Annotated in this window: 26 protein-coding genes; 25 read left to right on the forward strand and 1 reads right to left on the reverse strand. The window is 48.1% G+C overall.

Translation table 11 applies throughout. The features are described from left to right. Positions 1 to 128 precede the first annotated feature (128 nt). From KNP91_RS15215 to rsmI, 9 genes are read left to right on the forward strand one after another with little or no spacing between them, the layout of a single operon-like run. Positions 129 to 1,538, forward strand: coding sequence for an aminotransferase class I/II-fold pyridoxal phosphate-dependent enzyme (locus KNP91_RS15215; RefSeq protein ID WP_214767563.1), 1,410 nt, complete (start codon positions 129 to 131; stop codon positions 1,536 to 1,538). Then, positions 1,535 to 2,173 carry a dTMP kinase gene (tmk, locus tag KNP91_RS15220; protein ID WP_012368936.1) on the forward strand — a complete coding sequence of 213 codons (639 nt, stop codon included), beginning with the start codon at positions 1,535 to 1,537 and terminating at the stop codon, positions 2,171 to 2,173. Before KNP91_RS15215 ends, tmk begins: the two co-directional genes overlap by 4 nt. After that, on the forward strand, positions 2,170 to 2,499 hold the full coding sequence (locus KNP91_RS15225) for a cyclic-di-AMP receptor (protein ID WP_012368937.1): 330 nt from the start codon (positions 2,170 to 2,172) through the stop codon (positions 2,497 to 2,499). Before tmk ends, KNP91_RS15225 begins: the two co-directional genes overlap by 4 nt. After that, the gene (locus KNP91_RS15230; RefSeq protein ID WP_012368938.1) at positions 2,499 to 3,491 is read left to right on the forward strand and encodes a DNA polymerase III subunit delta'; all 993 of its coding nucleotides are present in this window, start codon (positions 2,499 to 2,501) and stop codon (positions 3,489 to 3,491) included. The genes KNP91_RS15225 and KNP91_RS15230 overlap by 1 nt, the downstream gene beginning before the upstream one ends. Positions 3,492 to 3,497: 6 nt before the next feature. Then, positions 3,498 to 4,328 carry a PSP1 domain-containing protein gene (locus KNP91_RS15235; protein ID WP_012368939.1) on the forward strand — a complete coding sequence of 277 codons (831 nt, stop codon included), beginning with the start codon at positions 3,498 to 3,500 and terminating at the stop codon, positions 4,326 to 4,328. 8 nt (positions 4,329 to 4,336) lie between these two features. Next, complete coding sequence (yabA, locus tag KNP91_RS15240) at positions 4,337 to 4,687, forward strand: DNA replication initiation control protein YabA (protein ID WP_114597427.1); 351 nt, start codon at positions 4,337 to 4,339, stop codon at positions 4,685 to 4,687. 49 nt (positions 4,688 to 4,736) lie between these two features. Continuing rightward, on the forward strand, positions 4,737 to 5,474 hold the full coding sequence (locus KNP91_RS15245; protein ID WP_214850861.1) for a tRNA1(Val) (adenine(37)-N6)-methyltransferase: 738 nt from the start codon (positions 4,737 to 4,739) through the stop codon (positions 5,472 to 5,474). Beyond that, positions 5,467 to 5,745 carry a GIY-YIG nuclease family protein gene (locus tag KNP91_RS15250; RefSeq protein ID WP_214767560.1) on the forward strand — a complete coding sequence of 93 codons (279 nt, stop codon included), beginning with the start codon at positions 5,467 to 5,469 and terminating at the stop codon, positions 5,743 to 5,745. Before KNP91_RS15245 ends, KNP91_RS15250 begins: the two co-directional genes overlap by 8 nt. Further along, on the forward strand, positions 5,723 to 6,577 hold the full coding sequence (gene rsmI / locus KNP91_RS15255) for a 16S rRNA (cytidine(1402)-2'-O)-methyltransferase (RefSeq protein WP_214767557.1): 855 nt from the start codon (positions 5,723 to 5,725) through the stop codon (positions 6,575 to 6,577). The genes KNP91_RS15250 and rsmI overlap by 23 nt, the downstream gene beginning before the upstream one ends. A gap of 37 nt (positions 6,578 to 6,614) precedes the next feature. Here the strand turns inward: rsmI and KNP91_RS15260 are convergent, their stop codons facing one another. Next, positions 6,615 to 6,911 carry a transition state genes transcriptional regulator AbrB gene (locus tag KNP91_RS15260; RefSeq protein ID WP_012368944.1) on the reverse strand — a complete coding sequence of 99 codons (297 nt, stop codon included), beginning with the start codon at positions 6,909 to 6,911 and terminating at the stop codon, positions 6,615 to 6,617. A gap of 340 nt (positions 6,912 to 7,251) precedes the next feature. Here KNP91_RS15260 and metG point away from each other — a divergent pair, with 340 nt between their 5' ends. The 16 genes from metG to KNP91_RS15340 all read left to right on the forward strand — a co-directional run bounded on the left by metG (position 7,252) and on the right by KNP91_RS15340 (position 25,503). Then, positions 7,252 to 9,207, forward strand: a complete 1,956-nt coding sequence (metG, locus tag KNP91_RS15265) for a methionine--tRNA ligase (RefSeq protein WP_214767554.1) — start codon at positions 7,252 to 7,254, stop codon at positions 9,205 to 9,207. Positions 9,208 to 9,266: 59 nt separating this feature from the next. Continuing rightward, positions 9,267 to 10,034 (forward strand): TatD family hydrolase, encoded by a 768-nt coding sequence (locus tag KNP91_RS15270; RefSeq protein WP_214767551.1) that lies wholly within the window; start codon positions 9,267 to 9,269, stop codon positions 10,032 to 10,034. Continuing rightward, positions 10,031 to 11,320 (forward strand): 3D domain-containing protein, encoded by a 1,290-nt coding sequence (locus KNP91_RS15845; RefSeq protein ID WP_214850863.1) that lies wholly within the window; start codon positions 10,031 to 10,033, stop codon positions 11,318 to 11,320. Before KNP91_RS15270 ends, KNP91_RS15845 begins: the two co-directional genes overlap by 4 nt. A 66-nt stretch (positions 11,321 to 11,386) precedes the next feature. Next, on the forward strand, positions 11,387 to 11,947 hold the full coding sequence (rnmV, locus tag KNP91_RS15280; RefSeq protein ID WP_214850865.1) for a ribonuclease M5: 561 nt from the start codon (positions 11,387 to 11,389) through the stop codon (positions 11,945 to 11,947). After that, a complete protein-coding gene (gene rsmA / locus KNP91_RS15285; RefSeq protein WP_012368949.1) occupies positions 11,944 to 12,822 on the forward strand; it encodes a 16S rRNA (adenine(1518)-N(6)/adenine(1519)-N(6))-dimethyltransferase RsmA in 879 nt (292 codons plus the stop codon). The genes rnmV and rsmA overlap by 4 nt, the downstream gene beginning before the upstream one ends. An 84-nt stretch (positions 12,823 to 12,906) precedes the next feature. Beyond that, the gene (locus tag KNP91_RS15290) at positions 12,907 to 13,146 is read left to right on the forward strand and encodes a Veg family protein (RefSeq protein WP_012368950.1); all 240 of its coding nucleotides are present in this window, start codon (positions 12,907 to 12,909) and stop codon (positions 13,144 to 13,146) included. Between the two features lie 96 nt (positions 13,147 to 13,242). Then, positions 13,243 to 14,103 carry a 4-(cytidine 5'-diphospho)-2-C-methyl-D-erythritol kinase gene (gene ispE, locus KNP91_RS15295; protein WP_214767542.1) on the forward strand — a complete coding sequence of 287 codons (861 nt, stop codon included), beginning with the start codon at positions 13,243 to 13,245 and terminating at the stop codon, positions 14,101 to 14,103. A 69-nt stretch (positions 14,104 to 14,172) separates the two neighbouring features. Beyond that, positions 14,173 to 15,012: a pur operon repressor gene (purR, locus tag KNP91_RS15300; RefSeq protein ID WP_012368952.1), complete on the forward strand. Its 840-nt coding sequence runs from the start codon at positions 14,173 to 14,175 to the stop codon at positions 15,010 to 15,012. Between the two features lie 162 nt (positions 15,013 to 15,174). Then, on the forward strand, positions 15,175 to 15,486 hold the full coding sequence (spoVG, locus tag KNP91_RS15305) for a septation regulator SpoVG (RefSeq protein WP_012368953.1): 312 nt from the start codon (positions 15,175 to 15,177) through the stop codon (positions 15,484 to 15,486). A 167-nt stretch (positions 15,487 to 15,653) separates the two neighbouring features. Next, positions 15,654 to 17,003, forward strand: coding sequence for a bifunctional UDP-N-acetylglucosamine diphosphorylase/glucosamine-1-phosphate N-acetyltransferase GlmU (glmU, locus tag KNP91_RS15310; protein ID WP_214850868.1), 1,350 nt, complete (start codon positions 15,654 to 15,656; stop codon positions 17,001 to 17,003). Between the two features lie 65 nt (positions 17,004 to 17,068). After that, positions 17,069 to 18,025: a ribose-phosphate diphosphokinase gene (locus KNP91_RS15315; RefSeq protein WP_012368955.1), complete on the forward strand. Its 957-nt coding sequence runs from the start codon at positions 17,069 to 17,071 to the stop codon at positions 18,023 to 18,025. A 107-nt stretch (positions 18,026 to 18,132) separates the two neighbouring features. Then, on the forward strand, positions 18,133 to 18,690 hold the full coding sequence (gene pth, locus KNP91_RS15320) for an aminoacyl-tRNA hydrolase (RefSeq protein ID WP_012368956.1): 558 nt from the start codon (positions 18,133 to 18,135) through the stop codon (positions 18,688 to 18,690). A gap of 54 nt (positions 18,691 to 18,744) precedes the next feature. After that, complete coding sequence (gene mfd, locus KNP91_RS15325; protein WP_012368957.1) at positions 18,745 to 22,260, forward strand: transcription-repair coupling factor; 3,516 nt, start codon at positions 18,745 to 18,747, stop codon at positions 22,258 to 22,260. After that, positions 22,257 to 23,807, forward strand: a complete 1,551-nt coding sequence (locus KNP91_RS15330; protein ID WP_214850870.1) for a polysaccharide biosynthesis protein — start codon at positions 22,257 to 22,259, stop codon at positions 23,805 to 23,807. Before mfd ends, KNP91_RS15330 begins: the two co-directional genes overlap by 4 nt. Beyond that, complete coding sequence (yabN, locus tag KNP91_RS15335) at positions 23,804 to 25,234, forward strand: bifunctional methyltransferase/pyrophosphohydrolase YabN (protein WP_214767537.1); 1,431 nt, start codon at positions 23,804 to 23,806, stop codon at positions 25,232 to 25,234. The genes KNP91_RS15330 and yabN overlap by 4 nt, the downstream gene beginning before the upstream one ends. Then, the gene (locus KNP91_RS15340; RefSeq protein ID WP_012368960.1) at positions 25,231 to 25,503 is read left to right on the forward strand and encodes an RNA-binding S4 domain-containing protein; all 273 of its coding nucleotides are present in this window, start codon (positions 25,231 to 25,233) and stop codon (positions 25,501 to 25,503) included. The genes yabN and KNP91_RS15340 overlap by 4 nt, the downstream gene beginning before the upstream one ends. Positions 25,504 to 25,528 lie beyond the last annotated feature (25 nt).

Here is a 25,528-nt window from a genome sequence, read left to right on the forward strand (position 1 = left end):
GAAAGTAGTTGGGGGCTTCCCCCTGTGAGGATAGGACGTTGCCAGGCCAGTAAGAGACCGATCTGCATTTTGCAGGTCGGTCTTTTTGTAGTTTAGATTGGAAAGGACTGTAGGAGATGAAAGGTCGTATGCCGATTATTGAAGCACTTTGTGCTCATGTAGAAAGAAAAGCTACTTCCTGGCATGTTCCAGGACATAAAAATGGAACATTGTTCGAAGGATTACCGTCTTTTTTCGAATGGGATAAAACAGAATTGCGAGGGTTGGATGATTTTCATCATCCGGAAGAGGCCATTTATGAAGCAAAACTCTTATTACGTCAAGTCTATGAAGCACGTGACAGTCATTTCTTGATTAATGGATCGACAGTTGGTAATTGGGCAATGTTAGCTGCGGTCTCACAGCGGGGAGACCGGATATACGTTCAGCGTAATTCCCATAAATCAGTTTTTAATGCGTTGGAATGGCTTGGGTTATCTCCGATTTTATTGGAACCGGAAATAGATCCCTCCACAGGTATCAGCGGAAATGTTTCACGTGAAACATTGGAGGAAGCGTTAACGACTTTTCCGGGAGGCGTTGCGGTCTTTTTAACTTCGCCGACCTATTACGGTGAAACGGCTCGAATCGAGGAGTTGCTTCCATTCACGACAGCATCGGGTATACCATTGTTGATTGACGAAGCCCATGGTGCTCATTTCGGGGAAGCTTTTGGCGTTCGTTCAGCGTTTGAACTGGGAGCCACTGCTGTTGTTCAATCGGCGCACAAGACGTTACCTGCTCTGACAATGGGAGCCTGGATCCATGAACGCTTTACGGATGACGAACGGAGACGGTTAACAAGGGCTCTTCAGGCCTTTCAAACGTCCAGCCCGTCGTATCTGTTGATGGCTTCACTCGATTTTGCTCGTGAGTATCGTGAAAAATGGACGGTTTCCAATATGAAGTCTGTCCGGACCAGTCACGAACACCTTCATCAACAAATCAATCAATTAACAGATATAACGGCGTTTACGTTCGATGATTGGTCACGGATGATTTTGTCCTGTGAGGAATATTCCGGAAGTCAGTTAATCGAGGCGTTGGCGGATCAAGGACTGGATGCTGAGTTTGCTCTCGGACCCCATGTAGTTTGTATATTACCGCTACGAAGTATCGAGCCATTTGAACAGGATACCTGGATTAATCAGATCCAATTAGCAATCGAAACCTTAAAAGCGGAAGGAATTCCGGATAAAAGGTATATGGAACAACCGTTTATGGGTAAAATAAAGGTATCGTCCCTGGCTTGTCCACTCGATCAATTGGAAGACGCTGAGGCGGTCGAACAAACTTTTGAACAGTCAGTCGGATTGGTTTCACTTGAAACAATCATTCCCTATCCGCCCGGGATACCACTAATCCTACGGGGAGAACGGATAACAGCAGAACATATTACAATGATTGAACATTATATAAACACATCAATTCATCTGCAGGGCGGTGAGTTTCTCCATCAGGGGAAATTACGTGTGATACAGGAAGGAATTAGAGAATGACAGGAACATTTATTACAGTCGAAGGACCGGATGGTGCCGGAAAAACGACCCAGTTGCAATTACTTGCAGATCGATTGACGGCTGAAGGGTATGAGATCGTGATGACACGCGAGCCGGGTGGAACACGAATCGGAAATGAAATTCGGTCATTGATTTTAAATCCTGATTTTCAAGAGATGGATGAGATGACTGAAATCCTTTTGTATGCAGCTTCACGGGCACAACATGTCAATGAATTGATTCGTCCGGCTCTTGCTGCTGGAAAAATTGTTTTATGCGATCGGTTCATCGATGCATCGATTGCTTATCAAGGGTATGGACTGGGTTATACAATTGAACAGGTCCGTTCCATTAATCAGCAGGCAACAAACCATTTAACACCGGATCGAACGTATCTGTTTGATTTGACGGTGTCGGAATCGAAGCAACGAATGATGGACCGAGGGGCACTGGACCGAATCGAGCAACGCGATGATGCGTTCCGTCAACGGGTATACGATGGTTTTATGACGTTAGCGGTACAAGAACCGGAGCGTATTCAGTTGGTCGATGCCAATCAATCGATTGAAAGTTTACAAACGGAATTATGTAAGGATGTTTTGACGTATTTAAAAAAAAGGGAGAGATTATCATGAAAATGGTCATTACGATTGTTCAAGATAAAGATAGCCTACGTTTAGCAGAAGCATTGGTCGAACACGATTTTCGGGCAACAAAACTCGCTACGACAGGCGGTTTTCTCAAAGAAGGAAATACCACGTTCATGATTGGTGTCCAAAGTGAACGCTTGGATGATTTGATGCGTTTGATCAAAAAGAACTGTTCAAGTCGGGAACAAATGGTTTCACCGATTTCACCAATGGGTGGTCATGCCGATTCATATATTCCGTATCCGGTTGAAGTACAGGTTGGCGGAGCAACGGTGTTCGTCTTGCCAATCGAAGGGTTTCATCAATTCTAATGCAGACATTTCATGAACTAGAACAAACTCAATCGGTCATTGCGACGATTTTGCGCAACTCGTTACAGACGAATCGTATCAACCACGCTTATATCTTTACGGGAGACTATGAGCCGCTTCTTTTAGAGGCGGCTCAATTGTTCGCCAAAAGCCTGTTTTGTGAACGTCGTGATCAAATCGAACCATGTCAAACGTGCCGGAGCTGCCGTCGGATGGACAGCGGAAACTTGGTCGACTATTATCAAATCGAACCGGACGGTGCGACGATAAAAAAAGAACAGATTCAGGAATTGATGCATGATTTATCCTTACGGGGTCTTGAAGGTGACCGCCAAATCTATGTGGTGACGCAGTCGCATAAAATGACACCCCAGGCGGCAAACAGCCTGCTGAAGTTCTTTGAAGAACCGGGAGCGGGAAAAGTAGCCATTTTGATTACGAATCAACCGCAATTGCTGTTGCCGACGATTCGTTCGCGAGGTCAATTATTAAGTTTTCGTCCAGCGGATCGCCTGTTGATTGGACAAGTCCTGTCCGAAAAAACGGGACGGGATAACGAATTGACTCAGCTGGCGGCCCGAGTCTATCCTAAAATAGAAGATGCAGAACAGGCATTAGTCGAAGACTGGTTTGTAAATGCGCGAGTGTCAGTGTTACAATTGATGGAGGAATTAGCGAATCGTCCGGCGGATTTACCGTTGTTTGTCCAGGAGAAATGGATGAGTCAATTTAAAAATCGGCAAGATGCACGAATTGGTCTGGAACTGGTGACATGTTTCTTTGAAGATGTACTGCATCTTAAATTGAATCCGTCATGGGAAACGATCACATATGCAAACAGCCGGCCATTACTGGAACAGATGGGTGGGAAAAGTCAGACGACGATCACACGGTGGCTGCAGGCAGTACTCGCAGCCGTTAAACGGATCGAAGCAAATGTTAATCCTCAATTAACAGTTGAGCGTCTCATGTTTGACTTACAGAAAGGGTAGAGCGATATGCTAGAAGTAGTAGGCGTTCGCTTTAAAGAAGCGGGCAAAATTTATTATTTTGCACCTGGACAAGAGTCATTATCACGAGGACAATCCGTCATCGTCGAGACAGTACGGGGCATTGAATACGGCGAAGTGGTGATTGCCGATAAACAAATGGACGAAGAAGATGTGGTCTTGCCATTGAAATCCATCCTTCGGGTCGCAGATGATAAAGATGCGATGATCGTTCGTGAAAATAAAATGGCAGCGTTTGATGCGCATGCTGTTTGTGTGGAAAAAATTCGTGAGCACAAACTCGATATGAAATTAGTCGATGTCGAATATACATTTGATCGCAATAAAGTCATTTTTTACTTCACGGCAGAAGGTCGTGTCGATTTCCGGGAACTCGTCAAAGATTTGGCGGCTGTTTTCCGGACACGCATTGAATTACGACAAATCGGTGTCCGTGATGAAGCGAAGTTACTGGGAGGAATCGGTCCATGTGGTCGTGTTCTCTGTTGCTCTTCGTTTTTAGGTGAATTTGAACCGGTCTCGATCAAGATGGCGAAAGATCAAAACCTATCCTTGAACCCGACGAAGATTTCTGGTGTCTGCGGTCGTTTGATGTGTTGCTTAAAATATGAAAATGACACGTATGAAGAAATGCGACGGGATTTGCCGGATTACGGAAAACGTTTGACTGTTCCGGAAGGCGAAGGACGGGTAGTCGGTCTGAATATTCTTGACCAAATCGTTCAAATTGAATTAAAAGACCGTTCGCGGGTCCTGACTTACTCGATGGAGGAACTACTTTCTGTCGGTGCCGTAAAACAAAAACGACCAAAAGAATGACGGGGTGCATGCGCGTGGAGAGAGTCGATAAAAAAGAAATCATTACGCGTGTTGATGCGATCGAGCAACAGATTCACTTGCTGACTGAGCATCTGAGCGTATTGAAAGATCAGCTTGCTTACATGATGGAGGAGAACCAACATCTGTATCTTGAGAATCATCACCTCCGTGAGAAGGTAGAGCGCGATGAACAACAACCGATTACAGAAGAAGCACAGGCGGAAGCCGGTACAGGTGCTGGCTATGATAATCTGGGACGGTTGTATCAAGAAGGATTCCATATTTGTAACCTGCATTATGGTCAAGTCCGTAAAGACGGAGATTGTCTGTTCTGCTTGTCCATGTTAACGAAACATTGAGAGGCTGACTTCCTAGGAGTCAGTCTTTTTTTCAGAAAGGAAGAACGTTATGCCTGAACTATTATCAGATGAGCGACTGGATCATCTGCTTGGAAAAGAAGGACGAATCATTCAAAGTCCAACCGTGTTTTCATACTCTCTGGATGCTGCCTTGCTGGCACAGTTCGCCTGGGTGCCGATCCGACAGGGGAAGTTGGTGGATCTATGCGCCGGTAATGGAGCGATTCCCCTGTTTTTGTCTTACCGGACGAAAGGGACGATCACAGGACTTGAAATTCAGCCCCGTCTCGTTGATATGGCCGAGCGCAGTATTCAGATGAATGAAAAACAAGACCAATTGCAGATGGTCGAAGGTGACGTCAAGGAAGCCGGGAAACAATTGGGATATGGTCTTTATGACGCTGTCACATGTAATCCACCATACTTCCTGGCAAACGAATCGTCGAACCGAAATGCAAGTGAACATTATACGATTGCCCGTCATGAAGTATTATGTACACTCGAGGATTGTATCCGGTCGGCTGCAGATCTGCTGAAGCAAGGCGGAAAAACGGCATTCGTCCATCGTCCGGAGCGCCTGCTCGACATCGTGACATTGATGCGGCAGTACCGGCTTGAACCGAAGCGGATGCAACTCATCTACCCGAAAGAAGGCAAAGAGGCCAACATGTTGTTGATTGAAGGGATTAAAGATGCCAAGCCGGGTCTTAAGGTATTAGCCCCCTTCATCGTCTACGAACAAGACGACACATATACGTTACAGATGCGGAATCAGTTTAATGTCTGAGCATGCCGTCTACATTGTCCGTTGCCGGGACGGCAGTCTCTATACAGGATATGCGATTGATGTCGAAAAACGGTTGGCGACACACAATGCCGGACAAGGTGCCAAGTATACCCGGGCCAGACTGCCGGTCGTGCTCGAGTATACTGAAACATTTCCAACGAAATCGGAAGCCTTAAAGCGTGAGTATGCCATCAAACAATTGACACGTATAAAAAAAGAACGACTTATTCAAGGAGGGAGGTCATCTCATGAAAGCAACAAGCAGTTTTAAAGGACAAACGACCGGATTATACATCGTTCCGACACCAATCGGAAATCTTGAAGACATGACATACCGGGCTGTTCGTATCTTACAGGAGTCCGATCTCGTCGCGGCGGAAGATACGCGACAAACAATGAAGTTATTTAATCATTTTAAAATCGAGACGAAACTTGTCAGCTATCACGAACATAATAAGCAGGTCAGCGGAGCACGTCTGCTAGCTGATCTGCATGCGGGAAAACAGATTGCCTTGGTCTCGGACGCCGGTATGCCGGGAATCTCTGATCCAGGCAGTGATTTAATTCGGGAAGCGATTGCCGAAGACATTCCGGTCATCGTCTTACCGGGGGCAAATGCCGCGCTGACGGCACTTGTTGCCTCGGGTCTTGCGACAGAACGCTTTTTGTACTACGGTTTTTTGCCGCGTAAGAAAAAAGAACGTCGTGAGGCGCTTGAAACCGTCCGGTACGAAAAAGGAAGCCTGATCTTCTACGAGGCACCGCATCGTCTAAAAGAGATGTTAGGTGCGTTACGGGATGTGCTCGGTGACCGTCAATTGACGTTAGCCCGTGAACTGACTAAACGGTATGAAGAGTATATCCGGGGTTCTGTGACAGAAGCGCTCGAGTGGGCGGAAGAAGAGGTCCGGGGCGAGTTTGTCGTCATCGTCGAAGGATCGACCGAAGAACGGCCGGCGGAAGAAGAACAGGAAGCGGATCCGTTGCAACAAATTGAAAGGTATATCGAACAAGGCGAAAAACCGAATGCTGCCTTAAAACGGGTGGCGAAGGAACGGGGACTCGATCGCCAGGAACTGTATTTGCGTTATCATGAATCCTAAAAAAAGAAGCGACTCCGTTTGGAATCGCTTCTTTTGCTTATTCGTTTCCTGCGTAATGACGGTCGAGGAAATCTTTTAACTCAACGAGGACACGTTGTGCGCCGTCTGGAGAGAGAATCAATTTACCATCAGCTAGTTTGAAGTTATCTTCTGATACTTCACCTGTTACTTGGCAAGTCATGTTTGGTTTGTATTTTTTAAGGATGATTTGCTCGTTGTCGACATAAATCTCAAGAGCATCCTTCTCTGCGATTTGAAGCGTACGACGAAGTTCGATTGGAATAACGACCCGGCCGAGCTCATCTACTTTACGTACAATACCTGTTGATTTCATTTTGTTGTTCCTCCTCTGATGTCTAGGTTCTCTTTATTTTTGGAAAATCGTCAAAATTCGACATCACTTCTATAGAATGTAGAATACTAAACTTTCCAAAAGTAGTCAACCAATCTGAATAGCTTGAAATCAAAATGTCATTTATTTCTCAAAAAAGCCACATTTGAAACGATTTACTAATAGATTTTCCCTTTTTAAAGGAAATCAAACTATTTAGTGTGTTTTTTTGGTATTCGATGTCTGATGTCAAAAAATGTTTGCATTCGACAAAAAACGTGTTTCGACACAGACGACAGAACAGCGTATAATAATGAAATGAAATACAGAACGGAGGAATATCATGGCAAAAACATTTTATATCACTACACCGATTTATTATCCTAGCGCCAAGCTACATATCGGTCATGCCTATACGACAGTCGCAGGGGACGCGATGGCGCGTTACAAACGACTTCAGGGATTTGATGTCCGTTACTTAACGGGAACAGATGAGCACGGACAAAAAATTCAGGAAAAAGCGAAGGAAGCCGGTGTGTCCGAGCAGGAATTCGTCGATGGTGTCGTCGAACAAATCAAAGTATTGTGGGACCGTCTTGATATTTCCTACGATGATTACATCCGGACGACAGAACCGCGTCATAAAGAAGTCGTCGAACGTGTATTTGAAACGTTGCTTGAAAAAGGCGACATCTACCTCGGAGAGTACGAAGGTTGGTATTCCGTTCCGGATGAAACGTATTATACCGAATCACAGCTGGTTGACGGTAAGAGTCCGGACAGCGGTCATCCGGTCGAACTCGTTCGGGAAGAGTGTTATTTCTTCCGGATCAGTCAATACGCAGATCGCTTAGTCGAATATTATGAAGCGAATCCATCGTTCATTTTACCGGAGTCACGGAAACACGAGATGATCAACAACTTCATCAAACCGGGTTTACAGGACCTTGCTGTTTCACGGACGACATTTGATTGGGGCGTCAAAGTTCCATCGAATCCGAAACACGTCGTTTATGTATGGGTCGATGCGTTAACGAACTACATCTCGTCACTCGGATACGGAACGGATGACCAAGGAAACTTTGATAAGTACTGGCCGGCTGATGTCCATCTCGTCGGAAAAGAAATCGTTCGTTTCCATACCATCGTTTGGCCGGCTCTTTTGATGGCGCTTGACTTACCGCTTCCGAAACAAGTCTTTGCACACGGCTGGTTGTTGATGAAAGACGGTAAAATGTCGAAATCCAAAGGAAACGTCGTCGATCCGGTTCCGATGATTGATCGGTACGGACTCGATGCATTACGTTATTACCTCCTTCGGGAAGTACCGTTCGGATCAGATGGCATGTTCACACCGGAAGCATTCGTCGAACGGATGAACTTTGATCTCGCGAACGACCTTGGAAACTTACTCAACCGGACGATTGCGATGATCACGAAGTATTTCGACGGCGTCATTCCGACATATGCCGGAAATGTGACACCGTTTGACGAGACATTGTCGACACTGGCAAAAGAAACAGTCGAGAAGGTCGAAGCTGCGATGGAACACATGGAGTTTTCGGTTGCCTTGTCACACATTTGGCAACTGATCAGCCGTGCCAATAAATATATCGATGAAACACAACCGTGGGTGCTCGCAAAAGACGAGTCGAAAACGGATGAACTGGCATCATCGATGGTTCACCTGGTCGGTGCGTTACGTCACGTCGCCATCATGTTGCAACCGTTCATGACACGTTCGCCAAAAGAGATGTTCCGTCAACTCGGACTGGAAGGACAACCGATGGACTGGACGGCTCTTGAACAGTTCGCGGCTATTGAAGAAGGAACAAAGGTCGGTGCTGCCGAACCGATTTTCCCGCGTCGTGACATGAAAGAAGAAGTCGAAGCGATCGTTGAGATGATGAAACAAGCCTCTGCCGCACGTGTCGAAGAAGAGACGGAAGTTGAGGAAGAAGACACTGATGCTCGGCCGGAAACGACGATTGATGTCTTTGACCAAATCGAGTTACGTGTCGGAGAAGTCGTCACAGCTGAAAAAATCAAGAAAGCAAAAAAACTGCTGAAGCTGACCGTCGATATGGGGAAAGAGACACGACAAATCGTTTCGGGAATCGCGGAATGGTATGAGCCGGAAGATTTAGTCGGCCGTAAAGTCATCGTCGTCGCCAATTTAAAACCGGTCACATTACGGGGAGAATTGTCGCAAGGAATGGTGCTCGCTGCTGAGAAATCAGGTAAACTTGAATTAGCTACCGTACCATCAACGATGGCGAACGGAGCAAGCGTAAAATAATCCGGATGCCTGTGGACTTGATGTCACAGGCATTTTTTTGAAAGAAGGAGTCGAATAGTATGTTGATTGATACACACACACATTTAAACTCGGATCAGTTTGACGGAGATGTCGAGGAGACGATTGAGCGGGCAAGGGCAAACGGGGTTTCTCCGATGATCGTCGTTGGCTTTGATCACAAGACGATTGACCGGGCAATGGAACTCGTCGAACAGTATGACGACCTGTATGCTGTCATCGGATGGCATCCGGTCGATTCAATCGATTTCGACGATGCCGCCTATGAAAAAGTGGAACGATTGATGGATCATCCGAAAGTCGTTGCCCTCGGAGAAATCGGACTGGATTACCACTGGGATACGTCGCCGAAAGACGTTCAGGACGCAGCGTTTCGAAAACAGATTCGCTTGGCGAAGCAAAAAAATAAACCGATCGTTATTCATAATCGGGAAGCGACGGAAGATACGCTCCGCATTTTGGAAGAAGAAGATGCAAAAGAAGTCGGTGGGATTTTGCACAGCTACAGCATGAGTGCAGAACTGCTACCGCGTTGCTTAGCCATGAATTTCTACATTTCCCTCGGAGGACCGGTGACATTTAAAAATGCGAAGATGCCTAAACGCGTCGCACAGGAAGTACCGCTTGATCGTTTATTGGTCGAGACGGACTGTCCGTACCTGACACCGACTCCGTATCGCGGAAAACGGAATGAGCCGGCATATGTCCGATTCGTTGCGGAAGAAATCGCCCAATTGCGGGGAATGATGTACGCGGATATCGAACAAGCGACGACTGAGAACGCCAAGCGCGTCTTCCGCCTTCCATGATTCGATCGATCACCTATATGACCATCGGCTGCACCTTATTGTTGGTTGCCAGTCTGCTTTATATGATGATGGACCATCCGCGTGACGTTACGATTCTTGTGGATGGCCGGCAAACGAAAATCGAGACGGTGGAGACATCCGTTTTCGGTGTCTTGAAAGAAGCCGGCATCTCGGTTCGCTCACAAGATGTCATCGAGCCGGCTTTAAGTGCCGATCTTCCGAAAAATGATTTAATCGTCATTCAACCGGCTAAAGAAATTACATTAATCATGGGGTACGGTGAAGCACGGACAATCCGGACGCAAGCACGTAGTGTCGAGGATCTGTTAAAAGAACAGGGAATCAGCCAGATGCTTGAGACGGATGATGTGTATCCTTCGAAAGAAGCTGTTTTGACGAGCGGCATGACAGTCCGGTACCGGGAGGCATTTCCGATCGAGCTAATTGTCGAAGGAAAAGCGCGTGAAGTCTATACGTATCAAACGACGGTGCGGGAACTGTTGTCGATGCAGGGCGTTAAGCTTCAGACAGAAGACAAGGTCATGCCCGGTCTGGATACGGTCGTCGCAAAGGACATGCTCGTTACGGTCAATACGACACGGCGTGCCGTGCTGACGGAACAACAGCTGTTACCGTTTGAAGTCGAGACTGTCGAAGACGACACCTTACCGGCGGGCGAACAATTGGTGACGAAATCCGGTCGCCCGGGCATCCGGACCCAAAAATATCAATTGACCCTTGCGGACGGATTGAGTAAAGAAAAGAAACTGATTGCTAATGAAGTGACGAGTGAACCGGTTAAACAAGTCGTCAAGATCGGAACGAAACCCGTTGAATCGGTTGAGGCCGCGACGACACCGGCACCGACGTTTGATCAGGAAAAAGCGACGGTACCGTTAGCAGAAGAACCTAAGGCGGCAACTGATTTAGATTTTAGCAAAGCAAAAACCCTGATGGTTGAAGCAACGGCTTATACAAATGATCCGGCTTCCAATGGAAGTCAATTGTATGATGGACGGGCACTGACGGCGACCGGTTATGACGTGACGGATACGATCACGTATCAAGGACTGCCGATCATCGCTGTTGATCCGAAAGTCATTCCCCTCGGAACAAAGGTATATGTCGAAGGGGTCGGACTGGCGATTGCCCTTGATACCGGCGGTGCGATTAAAGGAAATAAAATTGATGTGCTTGTTGAAGGAGAGTCGACCGCCAAAACATTTGGCCGGAAGACGATCCAGATCTGGGTCATCCCGAACGAGACGACGGAAGCGGGCACTTGACGCTTCCTTGTTTTTTTTGTGGAAACAGGTACAATTACGGAAGTGTTTGAAAAAGGTGGAGAAGATATGATGCGGAAACGCTTAAAAGAAGTCATCGTCGTCGAAGGACGCGATGATACGACACGCTTACAGGAAGTATTTGATGTCGATACAATTGAAACGAACGGTTCTGCGGTCAATGAGCAGACCCTGCAGCGAATTGCCAAAGCGCTTGAACGGCGCGGTGTCATCGTGTTTACCGATCCGGACTTCCCGGGCGACCGGATTCGGGCCCGGGTTAACGAGCGGGTACCGGGATGTAAACAGGCTTACCTGCCACGGGCAGATGCCAAGGATAAACGCGGGAAAATCGGTGTCGAACATGCGTCACCGGAAGCGATTGAACGGGCGCTTGGTGCCGTATATGAGACGGAAGAGCAGCATGATGCGGAAGTGACGCGGGAGATGATTCTCGCAGCGGACTTGATCGGGGGACCAGCGGCCTCAAAACGCCGGAAACGGCTCGGACAGCTGCTCGCCATCGGTGAACCAAATGCCAAACAACTCGTCAAACGTGTCGCGTCGATCCGGATCACGAAACAAGAATGGGAAGACGCTTTGAAACAGATAGAGGAGGAACAGGATTGAAAGACATCGCAACACTACACCGGACAAAGGAAATCTTGGCGAAGCACGGATTTTCATTCAAAAAGTCCTTGGGACAAAACTTTTTAATCGATTTAAACGTACTCGGAAACATCGTCGGTGCCGCTAATCTGACACCGGACAGCGGTGTGCTTGAGATTGGTCCCGGTATCGGATCGTTGACGGAACAATCAGCAAAACAGGCGAAAAAAGTCGTGGCGCTCGAAATCGACCAGCGGCTCCTGCCGATTTTGGAAGATTCGCTTGCTCCGTATCCGCACGTGAAAGTCATTCACGGGGATGCGCTCGAACTGGATCTTGAAACGATCGTCGATGAAGAGTTTACGCAACAAGGGATTACGGACCTCGCTGTCGTCGCAAACCTGCCTTATTACGTGACGACGCCGATTATCATGCGGATTCTCGAAGCGCGGACACCGTTCCGGACCCTGATCATGATGATTCAAAAAGAAGTGGCGGAACGAATCGGGGCACAGCCGGGAACGAAAGCATACGGTTCCTTGTCGATCGCCATTCAATACTACGCAGAAGCAGAAGTTTGTTTTACGGTTCCGAAACAGGTCTTCATTCCTGCGCCGAACGTCGATTCGGCTGTCATCCGTTTAAACATTCGTAAAGAACCGGCCGTCAAGACACTTGATGAGAAACTCTTCTTCGAAGTAACACGCGCCAGTTTCGCACAACGCCGGAAAACGATTCTGAATAACTTATCCAGCCATTTTGGAAAAGCAGAAAAGGAAGCGGTCGAAGCGGCTTTACATGAAGCCGGCATTGATCCACGCCGCCGTGGCGAGACGCTCAGCCTGCAGGAATTTGCACAACTTGCCGACGCACTTTTGCCGATTAAAAAACGTTGACGGTAGACAAAAGAACAGATATAATATTTCCCCTTCCTAATATTTACTTCATATGCTATAATAAATATTAGTGAGGTGAAGCGTATGCCAAAGACGTTGAACGAAATCAGACATGTATTTGAAACACATGTAGGTGAAAGACTGACGCTAAAAGCAAGCGGCGGTCGTAAAAAGGTCGTAACCCGAATCGGAACGCTCGTTGAGACGTATCCATCGGTGTTTGTAGTCAAGCTAGACGCAGAGCGTCACAATGTCGAGCGAGTTTCTTACAGCTATGCCGACGTTTTAACCGACTCCGTACAAATCGAATTCGCGAATTCGTAAACTTACCTTCCGAAGTGGACAGAAATGTTCGCTTCTTTTTTTGTGCAAAGGTTGATACAATTCGTACAGGAAACGTACTAGAGGAGGAACGGCACGATGACGATTATTGTAAAAGCTCCAGCGAAAATCAATTTAGTATTGGATGCGACGGCGAAACGTCCGGATGGTTATCATGATGTACATATGGTGATGACGACGGTGGATTTGGCAGATCGTCTCGAATTGACGGAATTAGCGTCCGGCGAGATTCGGATGAATGCCCAACATGCTTACGTACCAAATGATGAACGCAACTTAGCGTATAAAGCAGCAGCAGTCCTGAAAGAACGATTCAACGTCAAGAGCGGGGTTGAAATCTATTTGGAGAAACAAATTCCGGTCGCAGCAGGTCTTGCGGGCGGTTCGAGTGACGCAGCCGCAACACTGCGTGGACTGAATGAACTATGGAAGCTCAACCTGACGCTTGAACAGTTGGCGGAAATCGGATCAGAAGTCGGATCGGATGTCCCGTTTTGTGTCATGGGTGGCACCGCGATTGCCACGGGGCGCGGGGAAAAGCTCGAGAAATTAGTCTCTCCTCCGCCTTGTTGGGTTGTACTGGCGAAACCGACCATCGGTGTCTCGACAGCAGATGTGTACGGAGCGCTTGATTTGGAAACAGCGGAACGTCCGGATGTCGGAGCAATGATCGATGCGGTCAAGAACCAAGATTTCACGGCCATTTGTGAATCGCTCGGCAATGTCCTTGAATCCGTGACATTACCGATGCATCCGGAAGTCGAACAAATCAAAGCGTTCATGACAAGTTGTGGAGCAGAAGGTGTCTTGATGAGCGGCAGCGGTCCGACCGTTTTTGCTTTGACGGAACACGAAAACCGGGCGCAGCGTCTCTATAACGGATTACGAGGATTTTGTAATGAAGTCTACGTCGTTCGTCTTTTAGGGGAAAACCATTGATAGTTTCCGTATGAAAATGATATATTCACTATTGAATATTCGGAATTACGGAGAGGTGGAACGATTTAGATGAAAATTCGGAGAAGTGGTCGGCTGGTAGATATGACACGTTACCTGCTGGATCATCCGCATCATCTGGTCTCATTGACGATTTTCGCAGAACGGTACAGCTCTGCGAAATCTTCGATCAGTGAAGATTTAGATATTGTCAGTGAAATGTTGGAGCATGAAGGAACCGGACGACTCGTCACTGTCCCGGGAGCCGCGGGAGGCGTCATGTTCATTCCGACCTGGAGCAGTGAAAAGGCGTTGCCGTTCATTGATGAATTATGTGAACGTGTCGCACGCCCCGATCGTCTGTTGCCGGGAGGCTACTTGTATCTGACGGACTTGCTCGGAGATCCGCGGATGGTGAAACAGATGGGACAAGTGTTTGCTTCTGTCTTCAGCCAGAAAAAAGTCGACGTCGTCATGACGATTGCGACCAAAGGAATCCCGCTTGCTTATGCCGTTGCCGAACAATTGGGTGTACCGTTCGTCATCGTCCGCTCAGACAGCCGGGTGACGGAAGGTTCGACCGTCAGCATCAACTATGTTTCCGGCTCATCGAAAGCAATCCGGACGATGGCTCTTGCGAGACGCAGTTTACCGCGAGGTGCGAACGTCCTGCTGATTGACGATTTCATGAAAGCTGGCGGAACGATCCGGGGGATGATGAGTCTGCTCAGTGAGTTCGAAGCGAACGTGGCAGGTGTCGGTGTGTTGATCGAAGCAGAAGGTGCCGAGAAGAAGATGGTCAATGAGTACGTCAGTCTGATGAAGCTTTCGGATGTTGATGTCGATCTTGGACAGATTCAAGTGAAACGGGGAAATGTCGACCAGTATTTCACAGATGGAGAAAACACCTGAATTTGACACAGATTTTTTTTGTAACTATACTGTAATTATCAAACTTTTGGAAATTATGCGTGAAATGAGTGGCAAAAGCTAAACCTTTGAATGTTTTAAGCCGTAAGTAGAAGTAGACAACGAAGAGTTGTGACAACGGTTATAAAAAGGGGTGCGGACAAAATGAATGTCACCGACGTTAAGATTCGTCGCGTCGTAGCAGAGGGTCGAATGAAAGCACTGGCCTCGATTACGCTCGACCACGAATTCGTGGTACATGATTTACGCGTGATCGAAGGAAACAGCGGTCTTTTCGTCGCGATGCCAAGCAAGCGGACACAGGAAGGCATCTTTCGTGATGTCGCCCATCCAATCAATGCATTAATGCGAAAAAAAGTCGAAGATTCAGTATTAGAAGCATATGCGATTCGTGAAGAAAACGGTGAGGCGTCAGAACTTGAACTGGCGGCGCTTGAAGCAACCGATCCTTCCTAACGCGATTGACAGGTCTCCGCCAATGGGAGAACCTGTCTTTTTTTATGTGTTTTGTCGATTTCCGGTCTGTCCTGTCATTGATTCGTTGCGCCATTTTCGTTATAGTGGGAACGAGTGGACTATTTCAGAACGAAATCAACACTAATTTACATGGAGGAGCGACAAGGATGAATCATTTCGCGGTAATTCTAGCAGCGGGTAAAGGCACTCGGATGAAATCAAAGCTCTACAAAGTACTTCACCCAGTAGCTGGGAAACCTATGGTACAACATGTCGTTGATCAGTTGACGACACTTGGTGTCACACGTCAAGTCGTCATCGTCGGTCACGGTGCAGAGTCTGTAAAAGAAGTGCTCGGCACATCGGTGGAATATGCACTTCAAAGTGAGCAGCTTGGCACGGGTCACGCTGTTCAAATGGCAGAACCTGTTCTTGGACAGGAAAAAGGTTCGACACTGGTCGTTTGTGGAGATACACCTCTTTTGACAAGTGAAACGTTACAGTCGCTCTTGCAACACCATGCAGAAACAGGTGCGAAAGTGACTGTTTTGACGGCACATGCGGACGATGCAACAGGATACGGACGAATTGTCCGCGGCGAAGACGGAAACGTCTCGAAAATCGTCGAGCACAAAGATGCGAACGCAGAAGAACTTCTCATTAAAGAAATCAATACCGGAACGTACGTATTTGATAATGAGATGTTATTCGAAGCACTTAAGCAGGTCAAAAACGATAATGTCCAAGGTGAATATTATTTGCCGGATGTCATCGAAATCGCTAAAGCAGACGGAGAAACGATTGCAGCCTATGCGGCATCGACGTTTGAAGAAACGATTGGTGTCAACGATCGGGTGGCTCTTGCGCAAGCGGAAACGTCAATGCGTAAACGGACAAACGAACATTGGATGCGTCAAGGCGTCACGTTCATCGATCCGGCGTCGACGTACATCGGACCGGATGTCGTCATCGGTTCCGACACAGTCTTGTACCCGGGCACACAGTTGCTCGGTAACACAACAATTGGCTCGGAATGCATCATCGGACCGAATTCGGATATCCGTAACAGTGAAGTCGCTGATCAAGCGGTCGTGCGTCAATCGGTCGTGACGGACAGCAAAATCGGACCAGCAGCACAGGTCGGTCCATTTGCCCATTTACGTCAACAAGCAGTTCTCGGTGCCGACACACGAATCGGTAACTTCGTTGAAGTGAAGAAATCGACTTTTGGTGAAGGCAGTAAATCTGCTCACTTGAGTTACGTCGGTGACGCGACGATCGGCACAAACGTCAACTTAGGTTGCGGATCGATCACCGTGAACTATGATGGAACAAATAAATTCCAAACGGTCATTGAAGACGATGCGTTCATCGGATGTAACGTCAATTTGATCGCGCCGGTCACGGTTGGTAAAAATGCGCTAGTCGCAGCAGGATCAACTGTTACGGACGATGTTCCGGAAAACGGTCTCGCTATCGCACGGGAACGCCAAACAACTAAACCAGATTACCGTTAATTTTTATTCGTTCATTATCCGTCGCTCTACTCGTCTAAACCCAAACAAATGGAGGCCACCTAACCATGTCTACTGTCTTAGAACATGAAATTCGTATTTTCGCACTTAACTCGAACAAACCACTGGCAGAGGAAATCGCTAAAGTCATCGGAATTCCTGTCAGCGAAAGTTCAGTCAAACACTTCAGTGACGGCGAAATTTCAATGAACATCGAAGAAAGCGTCCGTGGGGATGATATTTACATCATTCAATCGACAAGCCAACCGGTCAACGAAAACCTGATGGAACTTCTCATCATGATCGACGCTTTGAAACGTGCTTCGGCCCGGACGATCAACGTCGTTATCCCGTACTACGGATATGCACGTCAAGATCGCAAAGCCCGTTCACGTGAGCCGATCACAGCGAAGCTTGTAGCGAACCTGCTTGAAGTAGCCGGTGCGACACGCGTCGTGACGATGGATCTTCATGCTGCTCAAATCCAAGGATTCTTCGATATTCCAGTAGATCAATTAATGGGTGTTCCCTTGCTTGCTTCTTACTTCGAGAAGAAGAACATCGACCCGAACGAACTCGTCATCGTTTCTCCAGACCATGGCGGCGTAACACGGGCACGTAAATTAGCTGAACAATTAAAAGCACCAATCGCGATCATCGATAAGCGTCGTCCGAAACCGAACGTCGCCGAAGTCATGAACATCGTCGGCCAAGTCGATGGTAAAATTGCGATCATCATCGATGACATCATCGATACAGCGGGTACAATCACGCTTGCTGCCAATGCCTTGATCGAAAACGGAGCGAAGCAAGTGTACGCTTGCTGTACGCACCCAGTTCTCTCCGGTCCAGCCATGGAACGTATCGAAAACTCGGCAATCGAAGAGCTCGTCGTTCTCAACACAATCGATTTGACGCAACGTGAATGTGCAAGCAAAATCAAACAAATCTCGGTTGCACGCTTGTTGGCAGAAGCCATCATCCGTGTCCATGAACAAAAATCAATCAGCCCGCTCTTCAGCTGATTACAAACAGATATGAACGCCAAGGTCCGGTTTTTAAAAATCGGACCCTTGTGCGTTGCTTTTTTCGTCAGCGGGATCCAGATTGGAAAAGTAGAGGAGGTGCCGATATGAAATGTATCGTCGGTTTAGGAAATCCAGGTGCAAAATATACGAATACACGGCATAACATCGGTTTTTTGGCTATTGATGCCCTCGCCAAGGAACATGGCATAAAATTAACAGAGTCTAAGTTTAAAGCCGTCTTCGGAACGGGAATGATTAAAGGGGAACGGGTCGTTCTCGTTAAACCATTGACGTATATGAATTTATCGGGAGAAGCTGTCCGTCCGTTGCTCGATTTCTACAAAATCGCAGTCGAAGATGTCCTTGTCATTTATGATGATCTTGATTTGCCGCTTGAGAAGATGCGCCTGCGTTCAAAAGGGAGTGCCGGTGGTCACAACGGAGTCAAATCGTTGATTCAACATTTAGGAACACAAGACATCAAACGATTGAAACTCGGAGTCGGCCGTCCGCCGGCCCCGATTCAAGTCATCGACTGGGTCTTGATGCCATTTGCCAAATCAGAACAGACGACGTTGCAACATGTGTTGTCTGATTCCGTTAATATCGCAACTGATTTCATCGATACACCGTTTTTAGCTTTGATGAATCGCTATAACTGAACAAAACGCTTTGGGTGACCAAAGCGTTTTTGCTGTCGTCCTAGGAGGGAAAGTATGAAACAACTACAAAATCTGTTACTCGGTATTCCGGAGATCAAAACCGTCCGGGAACGGTTCCGCGACGGGGTCAATGCCCAACTGATCACGGGCCTGATGAATAGCGGGAAAGCGTTATTCATCGCTGGCATTTACCAAGAGACGAAAAAACGATTCGTCATCGTGACTCATAACATGTTCCAGGCTCAAAAATTATATGATGATTTAATTGAACTTGTTCCCGAGCAGGACGTGATGTTGTATCCGGTCGACGAAACGCTTGCCGCTGAATTATCATACGGCGCAAGCCCCGAACTTCGGGCAACCCGAATCGAGACCCGTCATCGTCTGTTGACGACGGACGACGGTATTTTAATCATTCCGCTTGTCGGTCTGAGACGATATGTTCCGACGGCATCTGACTTTTTAGATCATACGAAACGGATCAAACCGGGGGATGTCTTATCGATTCCGGACTTCATTCAGGAATTGGTCGATGCCGGATACGAACGGACAGCGACTGTGACGACGCCCGGAGAATTCGCGGTCCGGGGAAGCATCATCGATCTATATCCGTTGACTGTCGAACGTCCTTATCGGCTCGACTTATTTGATGAAGAAGTCGATTCGATTTATACATTCGATGCCGAGACCCAACGTTCACTTGGTGTCATCGCAGAAGCGTTAGTGCCTCCGGCGACGGAACATTTTGCAACACGCGAAGGATTGAAGACGGCGGGTGACAAGTTACGCCGTCTGTATGATGCGACGAAGGAACGGGTTCAAAGTACGGAAGTATTGGCTGCCCTTGAAGAAGGAATTGCCTATGACGTCGAAGTGCTTGAAGGCGGGGACCGTCCGAAACAACTCGCGAAGTATGCGCCGCTTTTATATGAAACGACGTTGCTTGACGATATTAAGGATGCTGTTTTGATTGTGGATGAAGTGGCCCGGATTGAAGAAGCGGCCGAAGTGCAGGATACAGAAGAAGCGGAATGGATGGCTTCGTTGATCGAACGGGGACAAAGTGTCAGTGACTATACGTTATCGGTTCCGATGCTGAATGTGTTCAAGCAACGGCAATTGCTTTATTTATCGTTGCTTCCGACACGGCGTAGCGGTGTGCCGGAAAGTGCGGCGATTCATTTCAGTATTAAGCCGATCGCTCCGTTCCATGGACAGATGGAACGATTGAAACAGGAAGTCGACCGGTATGGTCGGGCGGATATGTGGATGGTCTTTCTGGCAAGCAACCGGGAACGGGCGGAACGCATGCGGCAGACGTTATCCGATTACGGGGTCGAAGCGTCTCTGCATACGACGGAAGATGAAATCCGTCGCGGACATCCGTCCATCTTAATCGGTGGTATTCATGGCGGATTTGAGATGACAAACGCCCGTCTTGTCGTCATCACGGAAGAAGAAGTCTTTAAACAGCCGGCACGACGACGGAAACAAACGACGAAACTGACGAATGCCGAACGAATCAAAAGTTATCAGGAACTGAAGACCGGTGATTACGTCGTCCATATCCATCACGGAATCGGTCGTTATCACGGCATCAAGACGATTGATGTCGCCGGCAATCACCAAGACTACCTGCATTTGATTTATGCCGGTGAGGATTCCCTGTATGTCCCGGTCGATCAAATCGACTTAATCCAGAAGTATGTCGGGGCGGAAGGGAAAGAGCCGAAGATTTACAAACTGGGTGGGATGGAATGGAAGAAGGTCAAGGCGAAGGTTCAAAAATCCGTCGAGGATATCGCGGATGAACTGATTAAGCTGTACGCGGCACGTGAAGCGGCCGTCGGCTTTGCCTTCCCCGAGGATGATGACAGTACACAGGCTTTTGAAGCATCCTTCCCTTACGAGGAAACCGTCGACCAACTCCGGTCGATCGAAGAAATCAAAAAAGACATGGAGCGCCCGCGTCCGATGGATCGTCTGTTATGCGGGGATGTCGGTTACGGGAAAACGGAAGTTGCCATTCGGGCTGCCTTTAAAGCAGTCATGGCAGGCAAACAGGTCGCACTGCTCGTTCCGACGACGGTTCTCGCCCAACAGCATTATGAAACGATGCTCGAACGCTTCAGTGACTGGCCGATTAACGTCTCCGTCATGAGTCGTTTCCGCTCGGCAGCGGAACTGAAAGCCACGAAAAAGGGCTTGAAGGAAGGAACAATCGATGTCGTCGTCGGCACCCATCGTGTCCTGTCCAAAGATGTCCAGTTTGCCGACGTCGGGTTGCTGATTATTGATGAAGAACAACGTTTTGGTGTTAAGCATAAAGAACGGTTGAAGCAGTTGAAGACGAATGTCGATGTGCTGACACTGACGGCGACCCCGATTCCACGGACGCTGCATATGTCGATGATCGGGATCCGTGATTTATCAGTCCTCGAGACACCGCCGGAAAATCGTTATCCGGTCCAGACGTATGTCATGGAGTATGACGGAATCGTCATGCGCGAAGCACTCGAACGTGAACTTGGACGGGGTGGACAAGCCTTCTTTCTCTATAACCGTGTCGAAGGAATCGAACGGAAAGCGGAAGAAATCCGGGCTCTCGTTCCGGAAGCACGTGTTGTCACTGCCCACGGGCGGATGACGGAAACAGAACTTGAAAGTCAGTTGATTGCTTTCTTCGAAGGGGATGCGGACGTCCTGGTCAGTACGACAATCATTGAGACGGGAATTGACATTCCGAACGTCAATACGTTGATTGTCAACGATGCCGATCAGATGGGTCTGTCGCAGTTGTATCAATTACGCGGTCGGGTGGGCCGGTCGAGTCGTGTCGCCTATTCCTACTTCACGTACCGTCCGCAAAAACGATTGACGGAAGTCGCGGAGAGCCGTCTGCAAGCGATCAAGGAATTCACGGAACTCGGAAGCGGATTTAAGATTGCGATGCGCGATTTATCCATTCGCGGTGCCGGAAACTTACTCGGCTCACAACAATCCGGTTTCATCGATTCTGTCGGATTTGATTTGTACTCACAAATGCTGTCGGAAGCGGTCGAAGAACGGAAAGAACGGATGAAGGGCAGAAAAAAAGTTCAGAAATTCGTTCCGGACTTCACGTTCAGCCTCGATGCCTATATTCCAAGCCACTATATGGCGGACTCGGAACTCAAAATCGAGTTCTACAAACGTTTGAAGTATGTCGATACACCGGAAAGCCTGGAATCACTGGAAACGGAAATGTTGGAGCGTTTCGGAGAATTCCCGACTGAAGTCGCACGGTTGATTCAATTGACACGAATGCGAATCTTTGCCGAACGGGCACGGGTCGAACGGGTCAAACAAACAGATCCGAAAATCGAAATCGTCTTGTCTGAACAGACGACACAAACGTTGGATGTAGCGGATTTCGTGAAATGGACCGTTCCGATCGGACGTGGTCTTGGTATGGGGCAGGAAGAAGGAAAGCTGGTATTGACACTAAACCGCGGCAAACAAACCGTACAACAGATGACAGAGCAAGCCGAACGGTTACTGGCTGAGATTGACCGCCGGATCGTACAATGAGTCAACGAAGGACGATTGCGCAGGGAGCAGCCCTGCTCGCCATTTCGAGCTATGTCTCGAAATTGTTGAGTTTCTTTTACCGGATTCCGTATCAAAATATGGCGGGGGACTTCGGTTTATACGTCTATCAAACCGTTTATCCGGTCTTTGCCATCGCGGCGGCACTCGGTATTTACGCTTTACCGGTCGTCGTAGCCAAGTTGACGTTGCATCATCCGGAAGAAAAACGCGAAGTCTTATGGTCGATTTTCTTTGTCCTGCTCGCGATGTCGCTGACATTAGGGACGATTGGCTGGTGGGTTGCTCCTGGAGTCGCTGCCTTGTTCGGTGACGAACAACTTGTTCAACCGCTCCGTGCCGTCACGTTTACCTTTTATTTGTTACCGGTCATTGCTGTGTTGCGCGGAATGTTTCAAGCGGATCTTGAAATGCGTCCGACGGCGTTCTCGCAAATCACGGAAAACGCCGTTCGGGTCTGTTTATTGCTGATCGTGACGTACTATGGTGTGCAAGCCGGAGCGAATCCTTATCAAGTCGGCGCAAACGCGCATATGACGGCACTCGGCGGAAGCATTGCGTCGCTCGCTCTGTTGTTACGCTTTGCGAAAGGAAAAATCGGTCGTCCTGTCATCTCAGGTCGTCATCTCCGGCGTGTCGGACGTGTTTTGTTGACGAGTGGTCTCGCAGTCAGTATCGCATCGCTCGCTTTGCTGCTGATGCAACTGATTGACGGACTGACCTTCGTCAACTTACTCGGAGACTCAATGGAGACGAAGATTGAAAAAGGGATTTTTGACCGAGGATACCCTCTGTTGCAGTTTGCGATTTTGTTCGCGACCTCGATCAGTTTGGCGAGCGTTCCGACGTTATTGATGGAATACCGGAAACGTAATGACACAGCGACAAAGTTGCATCTTGAGACCCTGTTGCGGTCCGGACTGTTGATAGCAGCTGCGGCAACCGTCGGACTCGTTGGGGTCATGCGTCCGTTAAACATCGCCTTGTATCAGGATGATAACGGGACAGCCGCACTCAGCTGGTTGGCGGCAACGGCTTTCACGGCCTCCCTGTCCATGATCATCGTATCGTGCCTGCAATCCGTCGATGCGGAAAAATATGCGTTTGTCGGCGTGGTCGCGGGTCTGTTAATCAAACTCGGCCTCAATATTTACTTGATTCCCCTGTATGGCATGGTCGGTGCCGGTATGGCGACGTTCGGTGGGTTTGCGGTTATGGCGGCAGCCCAGCTGTTGTTGCTCAATCGAAAGTTTGGCCGGGTGACGGCAGGATGTCCTTTTTACGTTCGTCTTTTGAAGGCCGTCATTCCGATGGCTCTGTTTTTATACATCATCGAACAACTGTTTCGCCTGTCCGGCTGGGAAAACCGGATCGGAGCAACACTCGAGGTGGGTTTACTCGTCTTGGGTGGAGCAGGTGTTTTCTGTCTGTTTGCCTTACGGATGGGTGTATTGACGGAACGGGAATGGGCATTGTTGCCGTTTGGGGAAAAATTATATCGAATGCATCAGCATAGGAGGATCATATGACACATCAGATTACAGTCGTCGGCCTCGGTGTCGGGGAACTCGAACAGTTACCGTACGGGATCTATAAACGACTGAAAGAAACAAAACAACCGATTTACCTGCGAACGGCAGATCATCCTGTCGTTTCAGAATTGATGGCAGAGGGAATGAAATTTACATCGTTTGATTCCGTGTACGAAAAACATGATCAGTTTGAAGGCGTCTACCGTGAAATTGTGGCGACGTTACTTGAACAAGCTGAAAAGGAACCGATCATCTATGCGGTTCCGGGTCATCCGCTCGTCGCGGAGAGTACGGTCCAACAGTTACTCGCGCAAACGGAACATCTGGACATCATCGGCGGTCAAAGTTTCCTTGACCCGATGTTTGCCGCAGTCGGCGTTGATCCGATTGAAGGATTTCAATTACTCGATGCGACAGCCTTTGATATCGATGAAGCGCAGATCCGCCAGCATCTGCTGATCGGACAAGTCTATGATCAATTGGTCGCAGGTGATTTAAAGGTAATGCTGATGGAGCGTTATCCCGACGAACATAATGTGACACTGGTAACGGCAGCAGGGACAAGTCGGCAACACGTAACGACGGTTCCGCTTCATGAACTGGATCACATCACGACACTCAGTAACCTGACAACGGTTTATGTACCGCCTGTCACCGATCAAACGGTCTTGAATCGTGACTTCACGACACTTAAGCACATCATCGCCCGGTTGCGGGGAGAAGGCGGCTGTCCTTGGGACCAGGAGCAGACGCACGAATCGCTCAAAAAACATTTAATCGAAGAATCTTACGAATTACTGGAAGCAATCGACCTTCAGGACGATAACTTAATGATAGAAGAATTAGGGGATGTCTTGCTCCAAGTCATGCTCCATGCTCAAATCGGTCTCGATGAAGGATATTTTGATGTCCGGGACGTTATCGGCAGTGTCAGCGATAAGATGATCCGCCGACACCCGCATGTCTTTGGAGATGTAGAAGTCGACTCGGCTGCGGACGTCGTCAACAACTGGCAGGAAATCAAGGCCCAGGAAAAATCGGACCGGACCTATCTGTTGGATGGTGTCACTAAGGGAGCACCCGCCTTGTTGCGCGCAGAACAGATTCAAAAAAAGGTCGCCCGGGTCGGATTCGAATGGGAGACGGTTGCCGGTGCACTGGATAAAGTCCAAGAAGAGATTCAAGAATTAAAAGAGGCTCCGGCAGAGGAGCAGTTGGGTGAATTCGGCGACATTCTGTTCTCACTCGCTCTCGTCGGCAAGTATATGGAGTTATCGGCAGAAGATGCGTTACAACAAACGAATGACAAATTCATCCGCCGTTTTACACGGATGGAACAATTGGCTGATCGTCCGTTGACAGAATTATCGCTTACGGAACAGGATGCCTTATGGAATCAATCAAAGCAGGAGGAACAGTCATGAGACTCGATAAATTTTTAAAAGTATCTCGTTTAATCAAACGCCGGACCCTGGCGAAAGAGGTTGCCGACCAAGGCCGTATCAAAATCAACGGACTTGTCGCAAAAGCAAGCAGTACGGTTGCAGTCGGGGATGAAATGACAATCCGCTTCGGAAATAAGATTGTCACGGTTCAAATCGACAGCATCAAAGAACATGCGAAAAAAGAAGAAGCGTCGGATATGTATCAAATCATTCGTGAAGAAAAAGTGAATTCCGAAGAATCGATGTAATTTGGTTGAAAAAGGAAGTATACTA

This window comes from Exiguobacterium sp. s138, assembly GCF_018618775.1.
GTDB lineage: Bacteria > Bacillota > Bacilli > Exiguobacteriales > Exiguobacteriaceae > Exiguobacterium_A > Exiguobacterium_A artemiae.

What these genes read in the sequence shown, in the direction of transcription:
- KNP91_RS15215 (WP_214767563.1), top strand. Translation starts at nt 129, where the DNA reads ATGCCGATTATTGAAGCACTTTGTGCTCATGTAGAAAGAAAAGCTACT.
- tmk (WP_012368936.1), top strand. Translation starts at nt 1,535, where the DNA reads ATGACAGGAACATTTATTACAGTCGAAGGACCGGATGGTGCCGGAAAA.
- KNP91_RS15225 (WP_012368937.1), top strand. Translation starts at nt 2,170, where the DNA reads ATGAAAATGGTCATTACGATTGTTCAAGATAAAGATAGCCTACGTTTA.
- KNP91_RS15230 (WP_012368938.1), top strand. Translation starts at nt 2,499, where the DNA reads ATGCAGACATTTCATGAACTAGAACAAACTCAATCGGTCATTGCGACG.
- KNP91_RS15235 (WP_012368939.1), top strand. Translation starts at nt 3,498, where the DNA reads ATGCTAGAAGTAGTAGGCGTTCGCTTTAAAGAAGCGGGCAAAATTTAT.
- yabA (WP_114597427.1), top strand. Translation starts at nt 4,337, where the DNA reads ATGCGCGTGGAGAGAGTCGATAAAAAAGAAATCATTACGCGTGTTGAT.
- KNP91_RS15245 (WP_214850861.1), top strand. Translation starts at nt 4,737, where the DNA reads ATGCCTGAACTATTATCAGATGAGCGACTGGATCATCTGCTTGGAAAA.
- KNP91_RS15250 (WP_214767560.1), top strand. Translation starts at nt 5,467, where the DNA reads ATGTCTGAGCATGCCGTCTACATTGTCCGTTGCCGGGACGGCAGTCTC.
- rsmI (WP_214767557.1), top strand. Translation starts at nt 5,723, where the DNA reads ATGAAAGCAACAAGCAGTTTTAAAGGACAAACGACCGGATTATACATC.
- KNP91_RS15260 (WP_012368944.1), bottom strand. Translation starts at nt 6,911, where the DNA reads ATGAAATCAACAGGTATTGTACGTAAAGTAGATGAGCTCGGCCGGGTC.
- metG (WP_214767554.1), top strand. Translation starts at nt 7,252, where the DNA reads ATGGCAAAAACATTTTATATCACTACACCGATTTATTATCCTAGCGCC.
- KNP91_RS15270 (WP_214767551.1), top strand. Translation starts at nt 9,267, where the DNA reads ATGTTGATTGATACACACACACATTTAAACTCGGATCAGTTTGACGGA.
- KNP91_RS15845 (WP_214850863.1), top strand. Translation starts at nt 10,031, where the DNA reads ATGATTCGATCGATCACCTATATGACCATCGGCTGCACCTTATTGTTG.
- rnmV (WP_214850865.1), top strand. Translation starts at nt 11,387, where the DNA reads ATGATGCGGAAACGCTTAAAAGAAGTCATCGTCGTCGAAGGACGCGAT.
- KNP91_RS15290 (WP_012368950.1), top strand. Translation starts at nt 12,907, where the DNA reads ATGCCAAAGACGTTGAACGAAATCAGACATGTATTTGAAACACATGTA.
- ispE (WP_214767542.1), top strand. Translation starts at nt 13,243, where the DNA reads ATGACGATTATTGTAAAAGCTCCAGCGAAAATCAATTTAGTATTGGAT.
- purR (WP_012368952.1), top strand. Translation starts at nt 14,173, where the DNA reads ATGAAAATTCGGAGAAGTGGTCGGCTGGTAGATATGACACGTTACCTG.
- spoVG (WP_012368953.1), top strand. Translation starts at nt 15,175, where the DNA reads ATGAATGTCACCGACGTTAAGATTCGTCGCGTCGTAGCAGAGGGTCGA.
- glmU (WP_214850868.1), top strand. Translation starts at nt 15,654, where the DNA reads ATGAATCATTTCGCGGTAATTCTAGCAGCGGGTAAAGGCACTCGGATG.
- KNP91_RS15315 (WP_012368955.1), top strand. Translation starts at nt 17,069, where the DNA reads ATGTCTACTGTCTTAGAACATGAAATTCGTATTTTCGCACTTAACTCG.
- pth (WP_012368956.1), top strand. Translation starts at nt 18,133, where the DNA reads ATGAAATGTATCGTCGGTTTAGGAAATCCAGGTGCAAAATATACGAAT.
- mfd (WP_012368957.1), top strand. Translation starts at nt 18,745, where the DNA reads ATGAAACAACTACAAAATCTGTTACTCGGTATTCCGGAGATCAAAACC.
- KNP91_RS15330 (WP_214850870.1), top strand. Translation starts at nt 22,257, where the DNA reads ATGAGTCAACGAAGGACGATTGCGCAGGGAGCAGCCCTGCTCGCCATT.
- yabN (WP_214767537.1), top strand. Translation starts at nt 23,804, where the DNA reads ATGACACATCAGATTACAGTCGTCGGCCTCGGTGTCGGGGAACTCGAA.
- KNP91_RS15340 (WP_012368960.1), top strand. Translation starts at nt 25,231, where the DNA reads ATGAGACTCGATAAATTTTTAAAAGTATCTCGTTTAATCAAACGCCGG.